Source organism: Vibrio satsumensis (assembly GCF_050337435.1).
GTDB lineage: Bacteria > Pseudomonadota > Gammaproteobacteria > Enterobacterales > Vibrionaceae > Vibrio > Vibrio satsumensis.
Window position 1 is genome coordinate 21,089 of sequence record NZ_JAKJSX010000003.1, and the last position, 21,153, is coordinate 42,241.

At 44.6% G+C, this 21,153-nt stretch carries 22 protein-coding genes; 14 read left to right on the plus strand and 8 right to left on the minus strand.

What is annotated here, in order from left to right; all coding sequences use genetic code 11:
* The first annotated feature begins 16 nt into the window (after positions 1-16).
* The 5 genes from L4C44_RS00260 (at position 17) to L4C44_RS00280 (ending at position 4,070) form a co-directional block, all read left to right on the plus strand.
* The gene (locus tag L4C44_RS00260) at positions 17-943 is read left to right on the plus strand and encodes a glycosyltransferase family 2 protein (RefSeq protein WP_428804140.1); all 927 of its coding nucleotides are present in this window, start codon (positions 17-19) and stop codon (positions 941-943) included.
* Positions 944-959: 16 nt separating this feature from the next.
* A complete protein-coding gene (locus L4C44_RS00265; RefSeq protein ID WP_285952846.1) occupies positions 960-2,396 on the plus strand; it encodes a lipopolysaccharide biosynthesis protein in 1,437 nt (478 codons plus the stop codon).
* A 113-nt stretch (positions 2,397-2,509) separates the two neighbouring features.
* The gene (locus tag L4C44_RS00270; protein ID WP_146491762.1) at positions 2,510-2,863 is read left to right on the plus strand and encodes a hypothetical protein; all 354 of its coding nucleotides are present in this window, start codon (positions 2,510-2,512) and stop codon (positions 2,861-2,863) included.
* A gap of 109 nt (positions 2,864-2,972) precedes the next feature.
* Positions 2,973-3,587 (plus strand): LysE family translocator, encoded by a 615-nt coding sequence (locus L4C44_RS00275; protein ID WP_285952847.1) that lies wholly within the window; start codon positions 2,973-2,975, stop codon positions 3,585-3,587.
* Between the two features lie 48 nt (positions 3,588-3,635).
* Positions 3,636-4,070: a GNAT family N-acetyltransferase gene (locus tag L4C44_RS00280; RefSeq protein WP_146491764.1), complete on the plus strand. Its 435-nt coding sequence runs from the start codon at positions 3,636-3,638 to the stop codon at positions 4,068-4,070.
* Between the two features lie 41 nt (positions 4,071-4,111).
* Here L4C44_RS00280 and L4C44_RS00285 read toward each other — a convergent pair whose 3' ends face one another.
* From L4C44_RS00285 to L4C44_RS00300, 4 genes are all read right to left on the minus strand, one after another.
* Positions 4,112-4,579, minus strand: a complete 468-nt coding sequence (locus tag L4C44_RS00285) for a DUF3429 domain-containing protein (protein WP_428804141.1) — start codon at positions 4,577-4,579, stop codon at positions 4,112-4,114.
* Positions 4,576-5,121: a glutathione peroxidase gene (locus L4C44_RS00290; RefSeq protein ID WP_428804142.1), complete on the minus strand. Its 546-nt coding sequence runs from the start codon at positions 5,119-5,121 to the stop codon at positions 4,576-4,578. Before L4C44_RS00290 ends, L4C44_RS00285 begins: the two co-directional genes overlap by 4 nt.
* 97 nt (positions 5,122-5,218) lie before the next feature.
* Complete coding sequence (locus L4C44_RS00295) at positions 5,219-6,541, minus strand: ABC1 kinase family protein (RefSeq protein ID WP_146491767.1); 1,323 nt, start codon at positions 6,539-6,541, stop codon at positions 5,219-5,221.
* Positions 6,542-6,762: 221 nt separating this feature from the next.
* Positions 6,763-7,149, minus strand: coding sequence for a thiol-disulfide oxidoreductase DCC family protein (locus L4C44_RS00300; protein WP_146491768.1), 387 nt, complete (start codon positions 7,147-7,149; stop codon positions 6,763-6,765).
* A 396-nt stretch (positions 7,150-7,545) separates the two neighbouring features.
* Here L4C44_RS00300 and L4C44_RS00305 point away from each other — a divergent pair, with 396 nt between their 5' ends.
* The gene (locus tag L4C44_RS00305; RefSeq protein ID WP_327784055.1) at positions 7,546-9,336 is read left to right on the plus strand and encodes a hypothetical protein; all 1,791 of its coding nucleotides are present in this window, start codon (positions 7,546-7,548) and stop codon (positions 9,334-9,336) included.
* A 114-nt stretch (positions 9,337-9,450) separates the two neighbouring features.
* Here the strand turns inward: L4C44_RS00305 and L4C44_RS00310 are convergent, their stop codons facing one another.
* Positions 9,451-10,794 carry a sigma-54 interaction domain-containing protein gene (locus L4C44_RS00310; RefSeq protein WP_428804143.1) on the minus strand — a complete coding sequence of 448 codons (1,344 nt, stop codon included), beginning with the start codon at positions 10,792-10,794 and terminating at the stop codon, positions 9,451-9,453.
* A 285-nt stretch (positions 10,795-11,079) separates the two neighbouring features.
* Here L4C44_RS00310 and L4C44_RS00315 point away from each other — a divergent pair, with 285 nt between their 5' ends.
* The 3 genes from L4C44_RS00315 (at position 11,080) to L4C44_RS00325 (ending at position 14,199) form a co-directional block, all read left to right on the plus strand.
* Complete coding sequence (locus L4C44_RS00315; protein WP_146491933.1) at positions 11,080-11,637, plus strand: YceB family lipoprotein; 558 nt, start codon at positions 11,080-11,082, stop codon at positions 11,635-11,637.
* A gap of 224 nt (positions 11,638-11,861) precedes the next feature.
* A complete protein-coding gene (locus L4C44_RS00320) occupies positions 11,862-13,424 on the plus strand; it encodes a glutamate synthase-related protein (RefSeq protein WP_428804144.1) in 1,563 nt (520 codons plus the stop codon).
* 253 nt (positions 13,425-13,677) lie between these two features.
* Complete coding sequence (locus tag L4C44_RS00325; RefSeq protein ID WP_146491772.1) at positions 13,678-14,199, plus strand: NADPH-dependent FMN reductase; 522 nt, start codon at positions 13,678-13,680, stop codon at positions 14,197-14,199.
* A gap of 130 nt (positions 14,200-14,329) precedes the next feature.
* On the opposite strand, the gene L4C44_RS00330 is transcribed toward L4C44_RS00325, so the two are convergent.
* Positions 14,330-15,142, minus strand: coding sequence for an enoyl-CoA hydratase/isomerase family protein (locus L4C44_RS00330; RefSeq protein WP_428804145.1), 813 nt, complete (start codon positions 15,140-15,142; stop codon positions 14,330-14,332).
* 130 nt (positions 15,143-15,272) lie between these two features.
* On the opposite strand from L4C44_RS00330, the gene L4C44_RS00335 reads away from it, so the two are divergent.
* The gene (locus tag L4C44_RS00335) at positions 15,273-16,232 is read left to right on the plus strand and encodes a LysR family transcriptional regulator (protein WP_428804146.1); all 960 of its coding nucleotides are present in this window, start codon (positions 15,273-15,275) and stop codon (positions 16,230-16,232) included.
* A 154-nt stretch (positions 16,233-16,386) separates the two neighbouring features.
* Positions 16,387-16,827, plus strand: a complete 441-nt coding sequence (gene soxR / locus L4C44_RS00340; RefSeq protein WP_102315208.1) for a redox-sensitive transcriptional activator SoxR — start codon at positions 16,387-16,389, stop codon at positions 16,825-16,827.
* A gap of 17 nt (positions 16,828-16,844) precedes the next feature.
* Here soxR and L4C44_RS00345 read toward each other — a convergent pair whose 3' ends face one another.
* Both L4C44_RS00345 and L4C44_RS00350 read right to left on the minus strand, forming a co-directional pair.
* Entirely contained in the window at positions 16,845-17,609 is a 765-nt protein-coding gene (locus tag L4C44_RS00345; RefSeq protein WP_428804147.1) for a carbohydrate deacetylase, read from the minus strand.
* Positions 17,610-17,718: 109 nt separating this feature from the next.
* A complete protein-coding gene (locus L4C44_RS00350; RefSeq protein ID WP_428804148.1) occupies positions 17,719-19,047 on the minus strand; it encodes a 6-phospho-beta-glucosidase in 1,329 nt (442 codons plus the stop codon).
* 104 nt (positions 19,048-19,151) lie between these two features.
* Here L4C44_RS00350 and L4C44_RS00355 point away from each other — a divergent pair, with 104 nt between their 5' ends.
* The 3 genes from L4C44_RS00355 (at position 19,152) to L4C44_RS00365 (ending at position 21,014) form a co-directional block, all read left to right on the plus strand.
* Complete coding sequence (locus L4C44_RS00355) at positions 19,152-20,036, plus strand: LysR substrate-binding domain-containing protein (protein ID WP_327784050.1); 885 nt, start codon at positions 19,152-19,154, stop codon at positions 20,034-20,036.
* A 76-nt stretch (positions 20,037-20,112) separates the two neighbouring features.
* On the plus strand, positions 20,113-20,493 hold the full coding sequence (locus tag L4C44_RS00360) for a VOC family protein (RefSeq protein ID WP_146491779.1): 381 nt from the start codon (positions 20,113-20,115) through the stop codon (positions 20,491-20,493).
* Positions 20,494-20,612: 119 nt separating this feature from the next.
* Positions 20,613-21,014: a globin gene (locus L4C44_RS00365; protein ID WP_285952861.1), complete on the plus strand. Its 402-nt coding sequence runs from the start codon at positions 20,613-20,615 to the stop codon at positions 21,012-21,014.
* Positions 21,015-21,153 lie beyond the last annotated feature (139 nt).

Consider the following 21,153-nt stretch of genomic DNA (forward strand, 5'->3'; position numbering starts at 1 on the left):
ATCTGAGGGCGTCATTATGGCTAAAGTAAGTGTTGTTATTCCTACCTACAACTGCTTGGATTACCTGCCGAAAGCAATTGGCAGCGTACTAAAGCAGACTCATCAAGATGTTGAGCTCATTGTCATTGACGATAACAGTAACGATGGAACGTCTACGTATCTCGCGTCGATAGACGATGAACGCATTATTACCTTATCCACTTTGGGTGTTGGCGCACCTCATGCAAGAAACCTTGGAATAGCGAAAGCAACGGGTAAATACATTGCTTTTTTAGATGCTGATGACTTCTGGCTACCCGAAAAACTCGAACACCAACTCGAATTTCACCAACGATACCCAGACCTCGCGATGAGCTTTACCAATTACGAACATCTCACTGAAGACTACCAAGTGATAGTCGATTGCTTTAGTTATTGGTCGCAGTTTCAAGATCAAGACGAGCTGTTCATCAATATCGAGAAGCCTTTAGAGTTCATTATTGAAAATAATGTCATTGGCACATCGACGGTCATGGTGAAAGCGGATGTGTTTTCTCAAACAGACGGTTTCAACCCTGATATCAAATACGCAGAAGATTGGGAGTTGTGGCTTCGAATGAGTGAAAATCATCAGATTGGTGTATTGAACTCAGTGCAAGTAGGCTACTTGATGAGATCGAGTTCCGTTACCCAAACGGAAAGCCTTAAATTGAGAAATTTGCAGTCTATAGAAGCTATTCTCCAGCGTTACCAAAATGACAGTCAACGATGGGACCTACCAACTTCGAGTTTCAAAATCGCAAAAGCAAGAATTCTGGAAGGTTACGCTGACTATTATCGAGGCTTACAAAAAAACCGACTGGCCATCTCATACAGTATCCGTTCGTTAGTTTTGGCTCCTCAAAAACGAACGTTACGACATCTTCTTGGGGACTGTAAGAGTTTCCTAACGCCTGCATGGTAGGGAATAGGTGTCTCCTATGGGTTCACTAAAACAGTCCGCCTATTACGCCATCGGTATTGTGATGATGAAAGGGATCTCACTTGTGATGATCCCCTATATCACCCATAAAATGACGTTGGCTGAATACGGTTCATTAGAGGCCATCGTCTTGCTGGCTGATATAGGGACGATCCTATTTAGTTTCGGTATTGTTGAGGCAATGTATCGATATGTGGGGGTGGCTGAGGGTGAAGAAAAGAGAAAGCTTGTCTCCAACTGTTTCACTTTGAGTGTTTTAGTCTGCGTGTTAGGAGGTGCTTTAATAGCTCTTAGTATGCCGCTGTTGTTATTGATGTTGCCAGTCGAGTTCCAGCCTTATCAAATCCTACTGCTATTGATCCCTACCATGCTAGATGGTGCGATTTCTATCCCGCTAACATTGATGCGAATGAATGCGATGGCCAAACGTTTTTGCATGCTAAATGTATTGAAGGCGAGTGTGCAAGCAGCAATGACCTTTATCCTACTGGAAGCAGGCTATGGCATTGATGGGGTTCTGATATCTTCCGCGGTGTCGAGTGTGTTGTTGATGCTGTGTTTATTACGTTATCAATGGCAAGAGATGGGTACATTTGGCAGCCTCAAGTACTCTGCTAAGATTCTAAAATTTGGGTTACCCACGTTAGTCGGTGGTGCTTCGATATACATGATTACAGGGCTAGATCGTTGGGTGATGGCGAGTTTCGTCGGCGTTGAAGAGCTTGCGATTTATGCGGTCAGCGGTAAGTTTGCGTTGATTCTAGGCTTACTGTTGCAGCCTTATGCACTTTGGTGGTTTCCAAATCGTGTTGCCATGCTTCAACAATCCGGTGGTCATAAAGTGTGTGCGGAGAGAGCGCTAGTAGGCGTTAATCTGGCCATTGTTTTGGGCTGTTTGATGATCCTCACTGTACCTGGATTTATTGATTTGATTCTACCAAGTAGTTATCAGTACGCGGGGACTATCGTCGTGGCACTCTTGGCTATTGGTGTAATAAAGAGTGCAGGGGATTACCTTAATCTAGGCTGCTTTAGTGGTGACTCAAGTCAATCGCAAATGTGGATACAGGGTGGGTGTGCAGCCTTAGCAGCCATTGGTTATTTTGTTGTGACACCTATCTATGAAGTATGGGGAGTTGTGATGGTGCTCTGTGGCACTTACGCCGTGAGATTGTTACTGCTCTATATCGTGAGCCAAAAGATGGAATATTTACCTTATGATCACCGTAAATGGATGGTCGCGGTGAGCATCGGTCTACTTGCGATTATCAGTGACAGGCTCCTTGGTTGGGTGCTGGTTGATGTGCATGATTTTGTTTTAGGCAGTTTTGTTGCGATAGTGACGTTAGTTGCCTTCATTCGATACTCTATTATCCCTGTACCACAGGCGCTACTCGATAAGTTTATGTTAGGTAAGCATTCGCATGTGGGTTGAATTCGTGTCACCCAAAGTACAGCGGGTAATCGGCACTTAGACACACAATCATCCGCGATAATAAAACGCTGTTCATAATCGGTCGAATTAGATAGTATTTATAAATTCAGTGAATGCTAGCGATGGGAAGATATATGAATAAGTGGATGCTGCTCCTTTCTCTGTTTTCAGCTACCTCATACAGCTCCTTTGATTTTTCAAGTGAGGGTATTACTGCTCCTGACTTCAATTCTCCGGATTTCAAGCCGCCTGAAGTTTCTCAACAGGAACAGCACAATATCGTTTGTGAAAGCGTGGTCTGCAATTCAACGTCTGCACGCCAGTCGGTTCCTGTTGTTGGTGAAGTGCCTGATAGAGAGCTTAACCAAACCATTGAAACTCTTGCGAGTGCTATCTATATCATCGGTGAAATTGGTGTCGCGGAAAACTTGTCTACGCCAGAATATGAGAAATTTTTTGAGAATTAGTTGAAAGGATACGACAGTAGGATTGGTACTGGTTTTAATAGCTGCTATAAAAGGTCGTATCTCATTTAATGATACGACAATCTTGGCGTATTGAGACTAGGAAATACCAATGGAAATATGGAAGTTGCTGCTGTTTATCCCCGCTTGTTTTGCGCTCAACATGACTCCGGGCCCTAACAATTTGTTATCAATGAACAACGCCCGTTGTTATGGATTTAAGGCCGCCTTTGTCGCTGGGTTAGGAAGAATCCTCGCTTTTTCTGGCATGATTGCTTTGGCTGCATCTGGCTTAGCGGTTGTGCTTTATACCTCTGAAACTCTGTTCTTCCTTATCAAACTATTTGGTGCGATGTATCTGTTGTGGATCGCGTTCAACCTATGGCGCTCACAAGCGAGCCCGGTCGAGGAAATCGAACGAAATAAGAATTGGTTTGGTCTGGTTAAACAAGAATTGGCACTTGCCGCTGGCAACCCTAAAGCGATACTTATCTTCACCGCATTTCTTCCTCAATTTGTTGATGTTTCTGCGAACGTAAATACTCAATTCTTTGCTTTAGGTAGTACGTTCCTTGTGTTAGAAATGTTCGCGATTTCCATCTATGCGGCATTTGGCTTATATCTACGAAATTGGTTTTCAAAACCTCAAATGGCCAAGCGCTTCAATAAAGCATGTTCTGTGTTTCTTGCCTTGTCTGGTGCGAATTTGTTGGTGAGCCGTCAGTAGCTCTCATTTTGTTTGTTTAGTTTATCGTTAATCTTTTAAGGCCTATGTATGAATGTTGTCTGTGCGGAAAAACAAGAACTGGCGGATATCTACCAGCTTGAACACGCTTTGTTTGGCGAGCACGCCTATCCGCTGTTTTTCTTTCGTCAGGCGTTTGATTGCTGGGGGAAGGGCTTGTTGGTGGCGAAACAAGCTTCGCAGGTTGCGGGCTATGTGTTAATGACACCAACCGATAAACAACAGGAGTATTGGGTTTTGTCATTGGCTGTTGATACGGCTTACCGAGGCATGGGGATTGGCAGAAAGCTAATGCAGCAGGCGATAGAAACCTTGCCACAAAAATCCAAGCTGCTGCTTACCGTTGACCCAAATAACAACTCGGCTTGTGAACTGTATTTGTCGATGGGTTTCGTGACTATCAAGGAAGAGAGTAATTATTTCGGTGACGATGAGCCTCGTCAGGTCATGCAGCTCATCGTCTAGTTCCCGCTTCATGTATCTGTTTAGATGTAGGCATCGCATGCTTAAGTTAGCATCACGATACCGTGCATTAGCACCACGCTGGACGTTAATCGGGTTCGCATATCAAAATAGCCATCGGGGCGTTCACTTTGGTTCTCTTCTCTCATAGACCTTTCCGCTCGCCAAACCGCAATGTAGCCAATGATAAGAAGGATAATGGTGAGAAACTCTTGCTGCTCACCTAGCAACACCGACAGCCAAGCTGTCAACACAATAACATTGCTTAGAATCAGAGCCTTGTTGCTGGATGGGCTTTCGAAATTTTCGATGCCACTTCCCCACAAAATACCTGACAAAAAACTCAATATGACCACGCTGTAGGTGATGAAGAGTGTTTCGCCGCTCAAGCTAAATAATTGGCTGTCGGTGAGTGATAACAGTAGGCCGAATAAAAAGGGGATTAAACCCATATAACCGAGCTTGGCCATGGTGTTTCGTGTTTGAGTTGTCTCCAAGTAATCTGACCTCATAACTGCTGCTCTATTGCATTTTTGAGGGTACTACTGGTTGGCGATGTAGAACTCGGGAAGGTTGCTATCACTTTGCCTTCTTTGCTGACCAAGAACTTGTAGAAATTCCATTTTGGTTTGATACCGGCTTGTTGTTGGATTTCGGCAAAGACTGGGTTTGCGTCTGGCCCTGAGAGTGAAGCGCGCGCCATCATCGGAAAAGTCACACCATAATCTAGGTAGCAGATTTTAGCGGATTGCTCCTCGCTTCCTCTGTCTTGGCGAAAATCATTACTTGGGAAACCAACAACCGTAAACCCTTCATCTTTATACGTTTGGTGAAGCTGCTCAAGTTGCTCGAACTGTGGCGTGAAACCGCATTGGCTTGCCGTATTCACGATCAATAAAGTCTTACCTTGAAACTCTTCACACAGCTCAATTTCTTCGTTTGAATTTAACAGTCTTTGTTTGCCTTTGAGTATCTCTGGGCAGCTTGCTGAAAAAGCGAATGAACTTGTTAGGCTCGCGATTAGGGCGGTGGAGCAAAGCAGTGAAGGTTTCATAGGTTTGGCTCATTTTAGTTGGCGTAACTGTTAGTACTCTTGCGCAGCGCGAAATGATCACTCTGCTAATCATTAACCGTCACTATTTATGAACGAATCAAGTGTCATCGCTGATGAGATATGGAGCGACCAAACGACTTATGTTCACCCTTGCACCAAGGCGAGCGGCTAACAGATACATGCCACCGATTTTACGATGGAGGAATAGTGCGTCTGCGGGTGGCGTGTGCCAATACTCTTGTTCCATGCTCAAGATGGTGCCAGCTTCACGAAGTCGTTGAGCTAAACCGCTGGCTTTAAAATCGTACTCTTCGTCGACCAACATCGGTTCACACGCCATAGTCACCAAGTTGAGAATGGCTTGGCGTTGTTCGGGGAGAATCGTCTCGCTAAAGAACCCTATTTGCTCTAACGCTTGGTTGAGTCCTTGCTCATCGTTGTTAATGACAGAGGAAAAGGCCAAGCGATAACCCTCGCTGAAGCGGTCGCTGTATTCTCGGGTTGCTCCAAAGTCTAACAGCCCAATCTGTCGAGTGTTTTCAACGTAGAGATAGTTGGCGAAGTTGGGGTCGGTTTGCACCATCTTAAAGTCGAACAATTCTCTGAACAGAAGTTCGAGCAAGCTGTGCATTACAAAGTCACGGGTGCTTTGATCGTAACTTTCTATTTGCTCTATCGAGACGCCCTCGATGAAGTCCATGGCGAGCACCGATTCAGAGGATACTTGAGGATGAATCTTAGGTACGACGAAGTGAGAGTGCTCCTTTAATGCATCATGATAACGAATCGCGTAGTCAGCCTCGCGAGCATAGTCTGCTTCATCGTGGAGCTGTTTCTTTGCCTCTTCTAATAAGCCTTTGTAGTCGACCGATTTGGGTATCAACCCAACAATATTAAGTAATGTGCCCACGTTGTCCACATCACTGTCGATGCTTTTTCGAATGCCTGGATATTGGACTTTGATGGCAAGTTTGTCTCCAGAGTCGCTATACGCTTGGTGAACCTGACCGATGGACGCACTGGCGATAGGCTTAAAGTTGAAGGAGATAAACTCCACCTTCCAGTTCATTCCGAGCGAATTTTCTAACACTTGATTGAGCTGTTTGGCTGGCAGAGGGTCAGCGTCTGAACGTAGGCGAGCAAGAATGTTGGCTAACTCTGGTTCAAGAATATCACCCGCATCCATCGACAGCATTTGACCGAGTTTCATCGCTGCTCCACGCAGGTGCGCGAGCTGGTCGGTCAGGCGAGCAATGTTCTGTGGCGTTAACAGCAAGTCTTTTGCCTTGGGTCTGTTGCCTTGTGCGATTTGCTTGGTGCCTTCTGTTAGTACGTTACCTGCGACTCTTGTCGCCAACGAGGCGAACTTACTAAATCTAGAAAGTCGATGAGTGGGAAGATTTCTCTCTTTTGCCGACATAAAGTCTCTCTCTGGGAATCTGGGTTCACTACAAAGTTCTATCAATCATTACACAACGTTATGTTTTGTTGTGATAACTTGTCGCGTGTAACAGTAAACAGAATTAAAAGGACAAAGCATGAAATTTATTTGGTTGAAAGTGGCCGTTACTGTATTGGTGTTCGCAGCACTGTTTGGCATCGTTTACTACAAAGTCGCCAGCGGCATATCTTAACTCAATACTATTTGATGCAGCTGTTTCCGTTGCAACGCGACTTTCCGGTTAGCCAGAACGAAATTTTATATCGATTCTTGGCAAACCGTAGATAGCACCAATCTGCCACTGGCTTGAACATCGTCCAACGTAACGGGGCATACAGCCAACCTTTTCCTACTAGCTTCCACGCTTGGTAAGTCACGTCTAGACCGAGCAGCAGCTTTCCGTTTTCGTCCAGTGCATGCAAAATTGTATTGGCTGCCTCGGCATCTATTTGTGGGTAGTTTGAAAACGCTTCACTGTAGATATCGATGGTCTGGATCTGATTTTTGGAATCAGACTTAGTCAGTGCTGCCATCTCTTTTGCGCAAAGTGGGCAGGTTCCATCGTAAAATATCGTCAGTTGTGTCATTGTTTTTCCGCCTGTGGCTTAGTTAGAAGAACCTTAAGTTGCCCGCTAAATCGGCACCCTTCACACGCTTGTTATTCGATAAGCTTAAAGTGGCTACGCTATTGTACCTTTTAAAGATCACTCTCCTCGTATCAAAGCTCTAAATATGTCTGACTTAGACACTTTGTTCACCCTTTCAAGTTCTTGATTATTTGGTCAAATCTCGACTTTATGGACAAATGATAACAAAGCGTCCAATAAAGGTGTGCCTTCAATATATAAACATCAACCAAATCAATTAGTTGAACTTGGCTTGGAATGTGCTCTATCGAACCTACGAATTGCTAAAGGATTTTCTCCAATTTGGGCAAGGCAGAAAACCCTAACAGCATAAGTATGAACAAATGGAGAGAGAACATGAAGGTTATAAATTATTTACTTAGTGTGCTTTTGTTGTTTAGTAGCCCCCAGTTGGCGTGGGCTACTGTTGATGTGATGGAACTTGATGGTAATGCGACCAGTGATAATAGTGGTATTGATTGGGACGATGTAAATGATCCCAATAGCATGGTTGGGATTGCAGAATTTTTCCAAAAAGACCGTAACGGTATCGACCAAATTTTTTGGAAGGGGGGATCAAAAGATGATTCCGACATTACGGATTGGGCGTTCCGTACTGCGTCACCACAACCAAAAGATGACTTTACTAATGCGTATGCTGCTGCCTTTGAAAGCGAAGGCGATTTGCTGATTTACTTTGGTGCAGACCGATATGCCAACAATGGTGATATGTACATTGGTTTCTGGTTCTTACAAGACCAAGTAGGATTACCAGATGGACAAACTAAGGGCGACTTTGTTGGGCAGCATGTCAATGGGGACATCCTTGTGCTGATTTCATTCCCACAAGCGAGCGGTGGTAACCCCTACATTGAAGTATTCCAATGGGATTTGAATAATGGTGATGTGACTGACAACATGACGAGAATTTTCCAAACTGACGGAGATCCTAAATCGAATGATTTTGTTGGTGCACGATGTGGCAGTGGCGCTGTCGGTGTCGAGAAGATATGTGCGATTTCAAATGATGATTCTATCGGGGCAATTGCTTTACCCAATGTACAAGGTTGGGATTATCTAGCTAAAACGGGTGAAACTACAACGATTCCAACAGAGAGCTTTGTGGAAGGTCGATTAAACTTGTCAGCTCTGTTAAATGATGAGTTTGGTATTGAGGATATTCCTTGTTTCAGTAGCTTCTTAGTGGAGTCACGAGCTTCCCGTTCGATTGATGCATCTTTGGCTGACTTCGTTGTCGGCTCATTCAGTTTATGTAGTATCAGCATAGCGGCGACTTGTAACACAACCAGTTTTACGGTTGATGGCATGTTCAATATCGATTATACCGTGACGGTGACCAACACTGGTCCTGGTTCGTTAGGCACCAATGGTGATTATGACGTGGCCTTTTTATCGGAGTCACCAATCTTAGGTGCGCTTCCTGTGGTTGGGAACGGTGATGAAGTGTGGAGCGTCGGTGAGTCATTCTCATTCATGGGTAATTACTTGTCTGTAAATAACGGTGCCGTCGGCGTGATAGATGGTTCAGTGGATCTTGATGGGCTTATCGTGAATGCTCAAGCTCCTGTGGCTTACAATTGTCCGCCAATCGACTTGAGTCCAATGGTTGAGATTTCTAAGGTATGTAATAGCTTCTTAGAGGTTGATAGTGGTCAAGTTGTGCTTAAAAAAACCTATGATGTTGAAATATGTAATACCGGTGATATCCCATTGGCCATTGAATCGCTGGTGGATTCTAAGGATGACTCTTTGAGCCGTTCTGACTTACCTACCGAAGTCGTCAACAGCAGTTATTACCTCGACTTCGCTTTACCTTGTGATGATCTTGAGGATGTGACCACATGTGGTGCTGGTAATATGTGTAGTGCATTAAGTGCCGACCCTGAGCTGTTTGCTTGTAAGACGGGTGAAGGAAAGTGGATACCGAACTTTGGTGATGCGATTGGTCAAGTGTGTACGCAAGTAAGCAAAACCTATGCGCCAAATGTGTTACCAACTGGAGTAGACGGAATGCTATCTAATCAAGTTACAGCAACGTTTGACTCGCTGTTCTTGCAAGAAGCATTTATGGAAACATCGAACATTGCAACCTGTGATGTTTGTCCATTTACTGTTCCAGAGCCATAAGCACTTTCATTAATTGAGTACAACTAAACTTTAAAGCAGCCTAGCTCGTTAGGCTGCTTTATTAGTTATTTAGTTATTTAGTTATTTAGTTATTTAGTTAGCTAGTTAGGCGACTTAAATTACTATCTGATGTTTTTTGATTAGCTTGTACAAGGTTGTCCGAGAAATAGACAACGCTTTAGCAGATTGGGAAATATTGTAGTGGTGTTGCTGAATCACTCGACGAACATTTTTTGAAGAAAGTCGAGTGTCACTCTCAGTGTCGGGCGACTCGTCTTTCAATTGAATCCCCATATGACGAGTAGAGAGGGCACTTGAATTAGAAAGAACAATCGCTCTTCTTATGCAGTTGAATAATTCTCGGACATTGCCCGGCCAATGGTACTGTTTCATTTGCTCAAGGGTGTCACTAGGCAGTTTGGTTTTGGATGCATATTTGTGCTTCAGCTCAAATCGAACCAAATCTTCTATGTCTTCTTTGTGATCATTGAGTGGCACTAAATCCAATGGAAGTACATTGATCCGGTGAAAGAGATCCTTTCGAAATTTACCCGCAGCAACGGCTTGTTCGATGTTGACGTTGGTGGCGAAAATCACACGGCAATCTACGGGCAATTGGTTGTTACTGCCTAATCGCTCTATCAAGTTATTTTCTAGAAAATGGAGTAAGTAGGTTTGCAGCGATAGTTCAAGGTCGCCGATCTCATCTAAAAATAGTGTGCCACCATTCGCTCTTTCTACATGTCCGACGTAGCGTTTGTTTGCTCCAGTGAACGAGCCTTTTTCAAAACCAAATAACTCGGAGTGAATCAGTGACTGTGGAATTGCGCCACAATTTACTGCGATAAAAGGTTTCTGGCTACGAGCTGAGGCTTCATGTATTAAACGTGCACATAGGCTTTTTCCTGTTCCTGTTTCCCCTTGAATCAGTACTGGAAAATCGTTGTTAGCGATCTTAGTTATTTTCTTTTTAAGTTGTTGGATGGTGCTGGATTGCCCCACCAATTGATATTCATGGCACGAGGAAGGCTTAGGTTTGTTTTGCTTGGTGTCTACCATGCCATATGCATGCCCTAAATTTCGACAAAGCCATTCTGTATCAATAGGTAGATGGTAATAATCCCAATAGGTTTGCTTAATGAGTGGTAAGTCGTGACTTGGTGGCAGGCTACAGATAGCGATTGCTTTTAAACTTGGAGAATGAGCCTTCAGTACTGAAATTTGCTCACATTGTTTGTCGATTGAAGATGATGTTAGACAGGAAACGACAATTGGTGCGCAGCAGTGGCTGCGGGAATTGAGCAAGTGAATGGCCTGCTCGCTAGTTTCTGCAATTTGAGCTTCCCATTTATGGAGACGCAGTTCCTCTACCCACTGTTTATGATGCAGGCATGCGGTGTTGCATAATAGAATCACGGAACGAGTTGTTGGTTCAGGTGATACTCTTTTTGATGGCATTGTGCTCACTCTTCATGTTTTCATCCATGATGAAACCTTTAGTAAGCCCCCTAAATATCCCATAAGCTTAGAAGCAAAATTCAATTAATTCGAGTACACAAATCTGATGGCGTTTGGCTGACATGTGTCATTCTCTCAAGCGGGAAATCCAATCTGGTGCTTTACTTACTGATATTTATGCTTATTAATAAAGGTATTCACGAATATCGTGTTTTTACTGTTTTGTTTATTGATGATCACACAGTAAACTCCGCGCTAGTCACTAACGATAAAGAGCTGATATTGATGATAATTAACGTAGCAAAAAAGTTCATTTTGGCAGCGTCTGCGCTGGTGCTAAGTGGTTGTGTGAGCTATAGCGTGACTGAACAAGAAATGACGAACTACCTACAAGATTCTGTGATGTTAGAGCAAGAAGTCGGTGTGCAAAACGTTATGTATGCGCAAGTGGCGGTTGATGACTTAGCGGTGCAAATTGGTCGATCTGATGCCGAGCGTGTGTCTGTTCTGGCGAATACCAATGCAAAGGTTCAAGTGTTTAACATGCCAAACATGGGGTTGGATTTAGACTTAGAGTTCAGCGCGATTCCTGAATACGACAAGGAAAGTGGTGAGGTTTACTTAAAGTCGCTGCGACTAGAACGCTTTGAGGAGAAGGGCAAACAACTTTCGCCAGAAATAGAGACACTACTCAAACCTGCGGTATCGATGATAGGTTTTGCTTTGTCTCAGTCTCCTGTTTACAAACTCGACAGCAATAAGGTTCAAGAGTCGTTGATTAAGTCATCGGAACCGAATCTAGTGATCAGAGACAACAAGCTGGTTATCGAACTGTTCGATTAACCCTACGTGCATTAGCTTTGACTAAGCTCCAACACATAATGGCTGCCTACTAGGTAGCCATTTTTGTTTGTGTTGAGTCGGTCATGACTGTTTTTAGTCGGTTTACTTACCTTGTCTATCAGTCTCATTTATTGAATTAGCCGCGTATCTCACCTTTACTTTACTCTTGTGAGCAAGTCATCGCTTCAGTCATCAAATCATAAAAAAGAAAAGGTGAACGAACTATGAAGAGTCCAGTAATCGCGGATAACAAACCCGTCAAAGTAGAGCTGACGAAGGGAGAGGAGTATTACTTCTGTACCTGTGGGAAATCGAAAAGCCAACCGTTTTGTGACGGTTCTCATGCAGGAACCGGCTTCAAACCGAAAAGCTTTGTCGCCGAAGAGAGTGGTGATGCGTACCTGTGCCGCTGTAAGTATTCTAACAACCTTCCTTTTTGCGATGGCACTCATAAACAGTTCACTGCGGAGCAAGTTGGGCAAGAGGGCCCTGAAGTTCATGTTCAAGCTGCTGCGCCAGATTTGTCTCCTGCTGCGAGTGCAACCAAAGAAGAACCGACCGTCGAGTTTATTCATCAGCTAGCGCGTGATGGTTTATCCAAGGTCGGGCATCATGGGCCAATGACCTCTATGGGCGTGCCAAGACACCTATTGCCTCACTGGGATGATATTCAAGTGATGGTTGCACAAATGGCGACCAAACCGTTATTGGAAAATGTGCCCGTCGGAACTGAGCTTATTATTGGGCCAAAAGCGAAAAAGCCGCTCAAATTGAACATCTCCTTGTTTGTTTCTGATATGAGTTTTGGGTCTTTGTCTGAAGAAGCGAAAATATCTTTAGCGACAGGCGCAGAGCTTGCAGGAACTGGGATTTGCTCCGGAGAGGGCGGAATGTTGCCTGAAGAGCAAGCGGCGAACTCACGTTACTTTTATGAATTAGCCAGCGCGCAATTTGGTTACGATGAAGCTAAGCTCAAAAATGTCCAAGCCTTCCATTTTAAAGGTGGGCAGGGTGCTAAAACCGGAACAGGCGGTCACTTACCGGGGGCGAAGAACATCGGCAAGATTGCAGAGGTGCGTGGTATTGAAGCAGGTACCGCCGCGATTTCCCCACCCACCTTTGTTAATCTAAAAACTGTCGAGGATTTCAAAAATTTTGCCGACCGAGTTCGAGAAGTGACGGGCGGTATCCCAATAGGCTTCAAGCTAAGTGCTAACCATATCGAAGAAGACATTCAGTTCGCATTAGATGCCAGTGCCGATTACATCATTCTAGACGGTCGAGGCGGCGGTACTGGGGCTGCGCCAGAAATGTTCCGAGACCATATCAGTGTGCCAACGATTCCAGCTTTGGCTCGCGCTAGAGCTTACCTTGATAAACAAGGCGTCAGTGACCGAGTTACATTGATCATCACGGGTGGTTTACGCGTTCCGATGGACTTTGTGAAAGCGATGGCGCTTGGTGCTGATGGCGTCGCTATCTCAAACAGCGCTATGCAGTCGATAGGGTGTGTGGCGGCGAGAATGTGTAACACTAATAATTGCCCGGCGGGTATTGCGACTCAAAAGGCCGACTTACGTCAGCGTTTAAATGTAGAGAAGGCCTCGAATCAGCTTAAAAATTTCTTCGAGGCGTCGACAGAATTAATGCAAGTGATGGCGAGAGCGTGTGGGCATGATCATCTGAATCAATTCAACCCTCACGATTTGGCTACATGGAATCGTGAGATGGCTGAATTATCGGGCGTTGCCTATTCTGGTGTTAGTCCACTCAATCCACTTAAGTAAACAGCATTTCGATACAGCACACCTACTGCATTTGTGGGTGTGCTTATTTTTGCCTGTGTCATACAACGCCATACTTCACCAGTCGTAATTTGCTGATTTATAGGTTCTTTTGAATTATTTTCTATTTTTTGAAAATATCGCTTTACCTCAAGTTAACTTGAGGTTTTATCATCCTCCCCAATCTAAATATACAGACAATCGCCTCTGAAACCATGAATGTGGAAAGGTGATACAAATGAATTAGGAACCAACAATGAAAGTACTAGCGATTGGCGCGACCAACAGTAAAGCATCGATTAACCAACAATTAGCAGCGTACACTGCAAGCTTAGCCGAGGGCGCGCAAGTAGAGGTGCTCGATCTTAATGATTTCGAGATGCCTATTTACAGTGAAGACAGAGAAAAAGAGTCCGGCGTTCATCACCACGCGCTGCGCTTTTTCAGCAAAATTGGCGAAGCTGATGCTGTGGTCATCTCTTTTGCAGAGTACAACGGTTCATACACCGCAGCCTTTAAGAATGTGTTTGATTGGACATCACGAATCGACATGAAAGTGTACCAAGGCAAACCTGTTGTTATGCTTTCCACATCACCAGGCCCAGGCGGCGCAAGTTCTGTGCTGTCGTCAGCGGTAAATTCGGCACCTTACTTTGATGCTGATGTGAAAGGCTCTATGTCGGTGCCAAGTTTCTACGACAACTTTGATGTAGAAACGGGAGAGATCATCAATGCCGAAATGGCCGAGAACTTGAAATCGATCATGAGTCAGATCTAATGGCTTCAGTGAGTGAGATAATTAATAAATCGATACATAGATACATAGATACATAGATACATAGATACATAGATAAACAGTTAGATACATAAATGGCCATCAAGCGATGGCCATTTAATTACGTCAGTGTCTATTGTGATAGCTCTGCAGCGGTGTCAACGAAGATACCTTGAATGTCTTTCGCTTCGCGTTCAGTTTGACCGCCATGCTTTAGGAATGCTGCAATAATGGCTGCTGTTTTTTGCTCTTTTGCACGCTCTAAGAAGTAACGCAATTCTAGCTCTGCACCCGCTTGCTCATCTTTGATTGAAGCTGCGATGATCTCTTTGTACATCACGATATCACGCACTTCCAACTGGCTGATCACACCGAGTGTCGCTGCTAAGAAATCTTCTAGCTCAGCCTTCGGCACGAACTGAGTAATGATGTTACGGCTTTCAGCTTGCTGAGCGGTAAAATCGTTACCGAGTAGCAAAGCTTGTAGCGCTTTGTTTTTGCCCATGCGTCTTGCAAATTGCACTGCGCCTTGGCCACCCGTTGGGATGTTTACATGAATTTCTGGTTGTGCGAACGCTGAGTTTTCAGTGCCATAAGCAAGGTCACACGCCATCACAAACTCATTACCGCCCCCACGAGCTACGCCATCAACAACCGCAACAGAGACTTGCTTCATTGATTTGATGTTTTCAATCATATGGTTGAATTCAATCGAACCGGCTTGTCCACCTTGTGTACCGTTGATCACATTGAGATCTAAATGAGCCAGAAAGAAGCTCTCATGTAATGATTTAAATACCACAACCTTAGTATCACGATCATCTTTCAATGAAATCACAAAAGCATTGATCTCGTTGATCAAGTCGAAAGTCAGCACGTTCACCGGTGGATTGTTGATCGATACGGTTGCAATGCCATTTTGGTTAGTCACAGATAGTAATGTCATGGGATGTTCCTCTATTAGTTTGGGACTTAATGTTGTCTCCGTTATGTGCAGCTACTATAGATTTGTAATAAGATGAGAAAAATAGGCAAATTGGCACAATATTGGTGCTTTAAATGCAACAAAGGGCGTTATGGATATATCGAGTCGTTTATTATTGTTACTTGAAGTGGTCGAGCTTGGTTCGTTTGTCAAAGTGGCGGAGCAAAGAAACGTTGATCGCTCTGTTATCTCAAAGCAGATTAGCCGTCTTGAGGAAGAGCTCAACGTTCGGTTATTAAATCGAACAACCCGTTCGTTATCTCTGACTGCGGCTGGCAATGAGATGGTCAATCAAGCGCATCAACTTCGAGCATTGTTGAACAACACTCGACGCCTAGCGCAAAACTACCACGCAGAGCCGCGTGGTTTACTGAGAATCACCAGCTCAACCATGTTTGGTCGACAGTATGTTCAACAAGCGATTGCTGTGTTTCAAAAACAATATCCAGACGTCGATTTTGAATTGAGACTTGAAGACCGAATCGTAGACATGGTTAAAGAAGGGTTTGATATCGGTTTTCGTATCGGTAAGCCAAAGAATTCGAGCCTGATTAGCCGTAAGATTGCCAGAAGTCGATTGCTGGTTGTTGCTTCCCCAGAGTTCATTGCTGAGCATGGAGAGATCAACACCATCGAAAAGCTAGAGTCATTACCTGCGACCATCTATGCCGCACCGGGATTGCTGATCGACAAGTTTTCCTATGTTGACCAAGAGGGGCAAGCGCAGCATTTTCAGCTCAACGCGACCTATAAAGTGAATGATGTTGAGATGATTTCTAAGAGTGCTTTAACGGGCAGTACGCTCGCAGTAGTCACAGCGCAAATGATTGACGATGAAGTACTGAGTGGTGAGTTGGTGCCTATCATGACTCATTTACACTTGGATGACTTTGGTACTTTCTATGCGGTGTACCCGCATCGAGATGCTCCAATCAAAACCAAGCTTTTCATTGATACATTGAAAAACATTGTTGGTGAAGAGCAGCCTGTGTGGGAGCAAGGTATTCCCGGCTTTGACAGCATGTATGGTAATCGTCCAGCCAAGTCATAGACCAAAGGTTCAGTCTGGGCTCTTGATAGATCGTCGTTTTCAATTTAGTCCAAACCCAAATTTTAACTCATACTTAAAGTTAAAGTTAAAGTGAACTTTATTATACTGGTCAGTATCAGGACGAAATGGCCATTCAAACAGGAAGTGAAAGATCATGAGAAACATTGTATACCTCACCATTGGTCAGCTGTCAGAGCGCAGTGGGGTCGCACCTTCGGCGTTGCGTTTTTATGAAACCAAAGGGTTGATTGCTTCGATTCGCACTAACGGAAATCAACGTCGTTATCAGTCGGCGATGCTGCGCCGAATCGCGCTGATTCAAGTCGCGCAGTCAATAGGCTTCACGCTGGAAGAGATCACCGAAGAGTTGTCTACTTTACCAATGAACCATACCGCGACTAAGCGAGATTGGGAACGCGTTGCGAAGAAATGGCAGGGGCAACTCGACAGCAAGATGGCGCAGATTAAATCGCTACAAGAAAACCTAACCGGTTGTATCGGTTGTGGTTGTTTGAGTATGCAGAAATGCCAATTGTTGAACCCTGAAGATATTCTGCATGACCAAGGGCAGGGCGCACAACGCATTGTTGAGTAGCCCCGAATCGAGGGATCTTATCTGAGAGCGTCGAATCCAATACACTCAATCTGATGGTCTTTTAGCCACTGCTTTAGTGCCGAGCTAGTGAGAAGTTGGTATTCCTCAACGCGCTTCTCACGATAACCAGATAATGACTTAAGCTCATCAGTGACAGAAAGCGATGGGTGACACATCAATTCGACAACCCCTTTCGGCATTACGGTTTGATAGCTCAGCAATAAATCTTGCAGGGCATTAAACGATACGCCGTCGTCAAAGAAACGCATGTCGAAAACATCAGGCGTTGGCACTTGCAGTGAGTCTTGGCCACTCAAGATGTTATCGATTCGTCTAACTGGAAGACCAATGCGATTCACTGTGCGGGTAAACGCTGCTTTTAGAGGCTTAAACACACCACCAAAGTGATGGCTGTCGATATGGTTAATCTTTAAGCCTGCATCGAGGGCGGCTTGATATTGCGCGTTGAGTTCGAGCATCACCTCATCTTCATTCACATCTGATTTATCGAACAAAGTGACGTTGCTAAAGAAGTGGCCGTGCTCGTCGACTAAGCTCGGAACCTGCTCTGGTGGCGTCAGTGGTTTGCCTGCGGTGACCGTAAAGTGCAAGCCAACTTCCGGGACTAAACCTTGATGAAAGAGCTTAATCGCGTGCTGCGTACCCGGTTGATTCATCATGATGGTGGTCGACTTAACCAAACCCGCCTTAAAGCAGTCGACGATGCCATGGTTCACGCTTTCAGTGAGGCCGAAATCATCGGCGTTGAGTATCAATTTCATGATGACCTCTTATTAAAAGATTTGGATTTAATATCTTGAATGAGCTCAGCTTTAGCCAGGCTCATTAGCTTCTATCATCAAGTTCATTAGCTGCTAACAAAGTGCCACACTAAGCGAGTCGATGAGCGAACGCAGGCATGAAGTCTAAGTTCTCGCGAATGGTTTCTAGCAAGGCCTCATCGATGTGCGAGCCACTATCGACGATAGGGTTGAGGATCAGAGCACGTTTTGCTAACGCGATGTCACCTGTTATGGCCGCTTTAACGGTCAAGGTTTCAAACTCTTTCATTTGCTGTATCAAGCGCAGCGTGTCGCTATCAAAAGGTTCAACGTTCAGTGGCAGGATCGCACTGCTGGTGATTACCGAACTTACTTCTACCGCACAGTCATCAGGTAATCCTTGAATGGCACCATTGTTGCGAGTGTTAACGTGCATGATAGAACGTTTGTTATTGTGAATACTGCTCATGAGCTCACAGGCCGCTTCAGAGTAGTAAGCACCACCTCGTTCTTCTAACAATTTAGGCTTGGTATTGAGCGTTGGATCTTTGTAGATCTCTAACAACTGTTGTTCAACTTTGGCAACTAAGTCTGCGCGATTAGTACTGTTTTCAGACGCAGCAAACTCTTTGTCTAAGATGTCTCTGGATTGGTAGTAGTAACGTAGGTAAGCACAAGGAACGATATTCAGAGAACGAATCAGTTCTGCGTCCCACTCAAAAGGAGGGATGTTCTTTGGCATCATTTGATCGTTACCACCGAGAAGTTGTTCGATGAGTTCTCCCAACTTGTCTTCACCTTTATGAAGCACCTTACGAGCCCACACTAGATGGTTTAAGCCAGCGATTTGCATCGTCATATCTTTACGCTCTGCACCGAGCATTTTTGCCGCGCCTAGCTCCATGTTGACGGGGACGTTACATAGACCAACGGTTTTAATGGTTGAGTGCTTAATCAGTGCTTCCGTTACCATACCTGATGGGTTGGTGAAGTTGAGTAGCCACGCATTCGGACACAATACTTCCATCTCTTTCGCTATCTCGAGTGCAATAGGAATGGTTCGGCAAGCATTAGAGAAGCCACCCAAGCCATTGGTCTCTTGGCCGATCATCCGATATTTCAGAGCAATCCTTTCGTCACGTAATCTTGCTTCCATTCTTCCTGCGCGAAACTGTGAGCAGACAAAATCCGAGTCTTTCAGGGCTGATTTTCGATCCGTGGTTAGGTGAACATTAATCTCACAGCCTGCTTTGTTTATCATTCGCTTGGTGAGCGCCGCGATTATCTCTGCTTTTTCCATGCCTTCTTCGATATCGACTAACCACAGATCAGAGATAGGTAATTCGTGATAGCGTTTGAGTAGCCCTTCAACGAGCTCTGGGGTGTAACTTGAGCCACCACCAATCACGGTTACTTTGAGTTTTTGATTCTGTTGCATGTTGTTCACCATTTAATGTTGTAGATTACGTGAATTAATTTATATGATGGTTACATACCTAGACAAACCAGTTATGACGACTTATGAATTAGTGAGGTTAATCCATGGGGCTGTTCGAAAATCGCCAACAAACGCTGTCACTGCTGCACACTTTTAGTGTTGCGGCTAAACATTTAAGCTTTACGCTTGCCGCCGATGAGCTCTTCTTAACTCAGGGAGGGGTCAGCCATCGCATTAAAAAACTCGAGCAACAACTGAAGTTTAATCTGTTTGTGCGCAAGACAAGAAAGCTCGAACTGACGCCAGAAGGGCAGCGCGTGTTATCCATGTTAAACGTCTCGTTTGAGTCTATTTTTTCCGAGCTTATGGATATTCAAACGGGTGAGCTCAGCGGGGAGTTATATATCGCGACATCGCCTTATTTCGCTTCCTCGTGGTTAATGCCACGCTTGCCGGAATTCAGACGTTTGTATCCGAATCTAAGCATCAAACTACAAACCAAACAGAGCCAGTCAGACTTCCAGTTTGAACCTTATGACGTGGCAATTTTCTATAGCGAAGGTCATTACCCAAACCATTACAGTGAGCGGTTATTCAGTGGAGTAAGAACTCCAGTGTGCAGCCCTGAATACGCGAAACGCTTCAACTTAGACCAAGGCATACAACACTTAGATGATGTGCGTTTCATCCACAGTGGTGATATCACTGCGTGGCAACGTTGGTTACATGAAGCTCAAAGTGATACCAACTGCGCACTTCAGTGTGACTATTACAGCGATAACCGCTTGGCGATGGATGCGGCGATATTATCGATGGGGCTGGCACTAGGGCGGTTAGAGTTCATGACACCGCAGATTGAACAAGGCTTGCTAGTCGCGCCTTTTATGAGCATTGAATCGGGCAAAGGATATGATTTAGTGTGTCCGAAAGGGATGGAACAACGAACTAAGTTTCAGGTGTTTACTCAATGGGTTAAGCAGCAGTTGTGACCGAATAGCGTGCCTAGACAAACGCAAATTATAGGTCTAGTTTAGGGTGTTCTTTCAATAAAAGAAGAGGTTAGTTATGTTCAGCCATGTTTTTCTCGGTACCGAAGATATTGAACGCGCGAAGGCTTTTTATGACCCAATCATGAAAGTGCTTGGTTATAGCGAAGGCTCGGTTGACCCTAAAGGGCGCTGTGTTTACGTTAGCCAAACGGGTGTGTTGGGCTTAACGAAGCCGATTGATGGGCAGCCAGCAACGCACGGTAATGGCATGACGGTGGGTTTTCTTGCGTCTTCTCCTGAAGTTGTAGATGAGTGGCATCGGATTGGCGTCGAAAATGGCGGTACCAGCATTGAAAATGGCCCCGGAGTGAGAGGTTCTGACGAGCGTCGCTTGTACATGGCTTATTTGCGAGATCCTGATGGGAACAAGATCTGTGCAACTCACTTTATGCCATAGTTTACGTTATGCCATAGTGGCGTATACTTAGATCATGTTGATGGTTCGGAGTTGGCGAAGTCGCGGCTCTGAACTTGTTAGCGTCCTGAAGACTCAAAATTTTGCAAAGGATCAGCTAGATGACATCGAACGAACTGTTTTATGAAAGCTTTGAGCGCTGCCGGATAGACCAAGAATTTCTTGAAACGTTTTTGGCGGATTTTTGTGAGCATAATCCAAGGTTTTCAGAACGTTTTGAAAAGATAGGGTTAGTGCAACAAACTAAGATGCTTAAAGCCTCGATCATCCTTATCTACAACTCTGCTGGTCTGCCGAGCGTACGAAACTCGGTGAGAAAGCTTGGAAAGCGGCATAAAGATTTAGGGATGGATATCTCTGAGCAAGAGCTCAACGAGTGGTTCAACTCGTTACTCAATACGGTTAAAAAATACGATCCTCACTATGATGAAAGCGTCGAACTAGCTTGGACAGAAACTCTCGAAGCAGGCTTAACTATCATGAAGAAAGAGTGCGTAGTCTGAATCAAAATGTGTACAAAGTAAGTCTCGCATAACAAGAGGCTTACTCATTTTATCTATTCAATTAAAAGGTAAAGCCTGCTTGGATACTTAGTACCGACTCAGGGGTATACCAATCAGTACTTCCTCCGAACTGATACCA

Excerpts from the sequence above, each read along its gene's own strand:
- L4C44_RS00330 (WP_428804145.1), bottom strand. The coding sequence starts at position 15,142 with ATGACATTACTATCTGTGACTAACCAAAATGGCATTGCAACCGTATCG.
- L4C44_RS00310 (WP_428804143.1), bottom strand. The coding sequence starts at position 10,794 with ATGCCATCAAAAAGAGTATCACCTGAACCAACAACTCGTTCCGTGATT.
- L4C44_RS00335 (WP_428804146.1), top strand. The coding sequence starts at position 15,273 with ATGGATATATCGAGTCGTTTATTATTGTTACTTGAAGTGGTCGAGCTT.
- L4C44_RS00365 (WP_285952861.1), top strand. The coding sequence starts at position 20,613 with ATGACATCGAACGAACTGTTTTATGAAAGCTTTGAGCGCTGCCGGATA.
- L4C44_RS00300 (WP_146491768.1), bottom strand. The coding sequence starts at position 7,149 with ATGACACAACTGACGATATTTTACGATGGAACCTGCCCACTTTGCGCA.
- L4C44_RS00290 (WP_428804142.1), bottom strand. The coding sequence starts at position 5,121 with ATGAAACCTTCACTGCTTTGCTCCACCGCCCTAATCGCGAGCCTAACA.
- L4C44_RS00325 (WP_146491772.1), top strand. The coding sequence starts at position 13,678 with ATGAAAGTACTAGCGATTGGCGCGACCAACAGTAAAGCATCGATTAAC.
- L4C44_RS00280 (WP_146491764.1), top strand. The coding sequence starts at position 3,636 with ATGAATGTTGTCTGTGCGGAAAAACAAGAACTGGCGGATATCTACCAG.
- L4C44_RS00275 (WP_285952847.1), top strand. The coding sequence starts at position 2,973 with ATGGAAATATGGAAGTTGCTGCTGTTTATCCCCGCTTGTTTTGCGCTC.
- L4C44_RS00295 (WP_146491767.1), bottom strand. The coding sequence starts at position 6,541 with ATGTCGGCAAAAGAGAGAAATCTTCCCACTCATCGACTTTCTAGATTT.
- L4C44_RS00270 (WP_146491762.1), top strand. The coding sequence starts at position 2,510 with ATGCTAGCGATGGGAAGATATATGAATAAGTGGATGCTGCTCCTTTCT.
- L4C44_RS00350 (WP_428804148.1), bottom strand. The coding sequence starts at position 19,047 with ATGCAACAGAATCAAAAACTCAAAGTAACCGTGATTGGTGGTGGCTCA.
- L4C44_RS00265 (WP_285952846.1), top strand. The coding sequence starts at position 960 with ATGGGTTCACTAAAACAGTCCGCCTATTACGCCATCGGTATTGTGATG.
- L4C44_RS00305 (WP_327784055.1), top strand. The coding sequence starts at position 7,546 with ATGAAGGTTATAAATTATTTACTTAGTGTGCTTTTGTTGTTTAGTAGC.
- L4C44_RS00355 (WP_327784050.1), top strand. The coding sequence starts at position 19,152 with ATGGGGCTGTTCGAAAATCGCCAACAAACGCTGTCACTGCTGCACACT.
- L4C44_RS00345 (WP_428804147.1), bottom strand. The coding sequence starts at position 17,609 with ATGAAATTGATACTCAACGCCGATGATTTCGGCCTCACTGAAAGCGTG.
- soxR (WP_102315208.1), top strand. The coding sequence starts at position 16,387 with ATGAGAAACATTGTATACCTCACCATTGGTCAGCTGTCAGAGCGCAGT.
- L4C44_RS00285 (WP_428804141.1), bottom strand. The coding sequence starts at position 4,579 with ATGAGGTCAGATTACTTGGAGACAACTCAAACACGAAACACCATGGCC.
- L4C44_RS00320 (WP_428804144.1), top strand. The coding sequence starts at position 11,862 with ATGAAGAGTCCAGTAATCGCGGATAACAAACCCGTCAAAGTAGAGCTG.
- L4C44_RS00360 (WP_146491779.1), top strand. The coding sequence starts at position 20,113 with ATGTTCAGCCATGTTTTTCTCGGTACCGAAGATATTGAACGCGCGAAG.
- L4C44_RS00315 (WP_146491933.1), top strand. The coding sequence starts at position 11,080 with ATGATAATTAACGTAGCAAAAAAGTTCATTTTGGCAGCGTCTGCGCTG.
- L4C44_RS00260 (WP_428804140.1), top strand. The coding sequence starts at position 17 with ATGGCTAAAGTAAGTGTTGTTATTCCTACCTACAACTGCTTGGATTAC.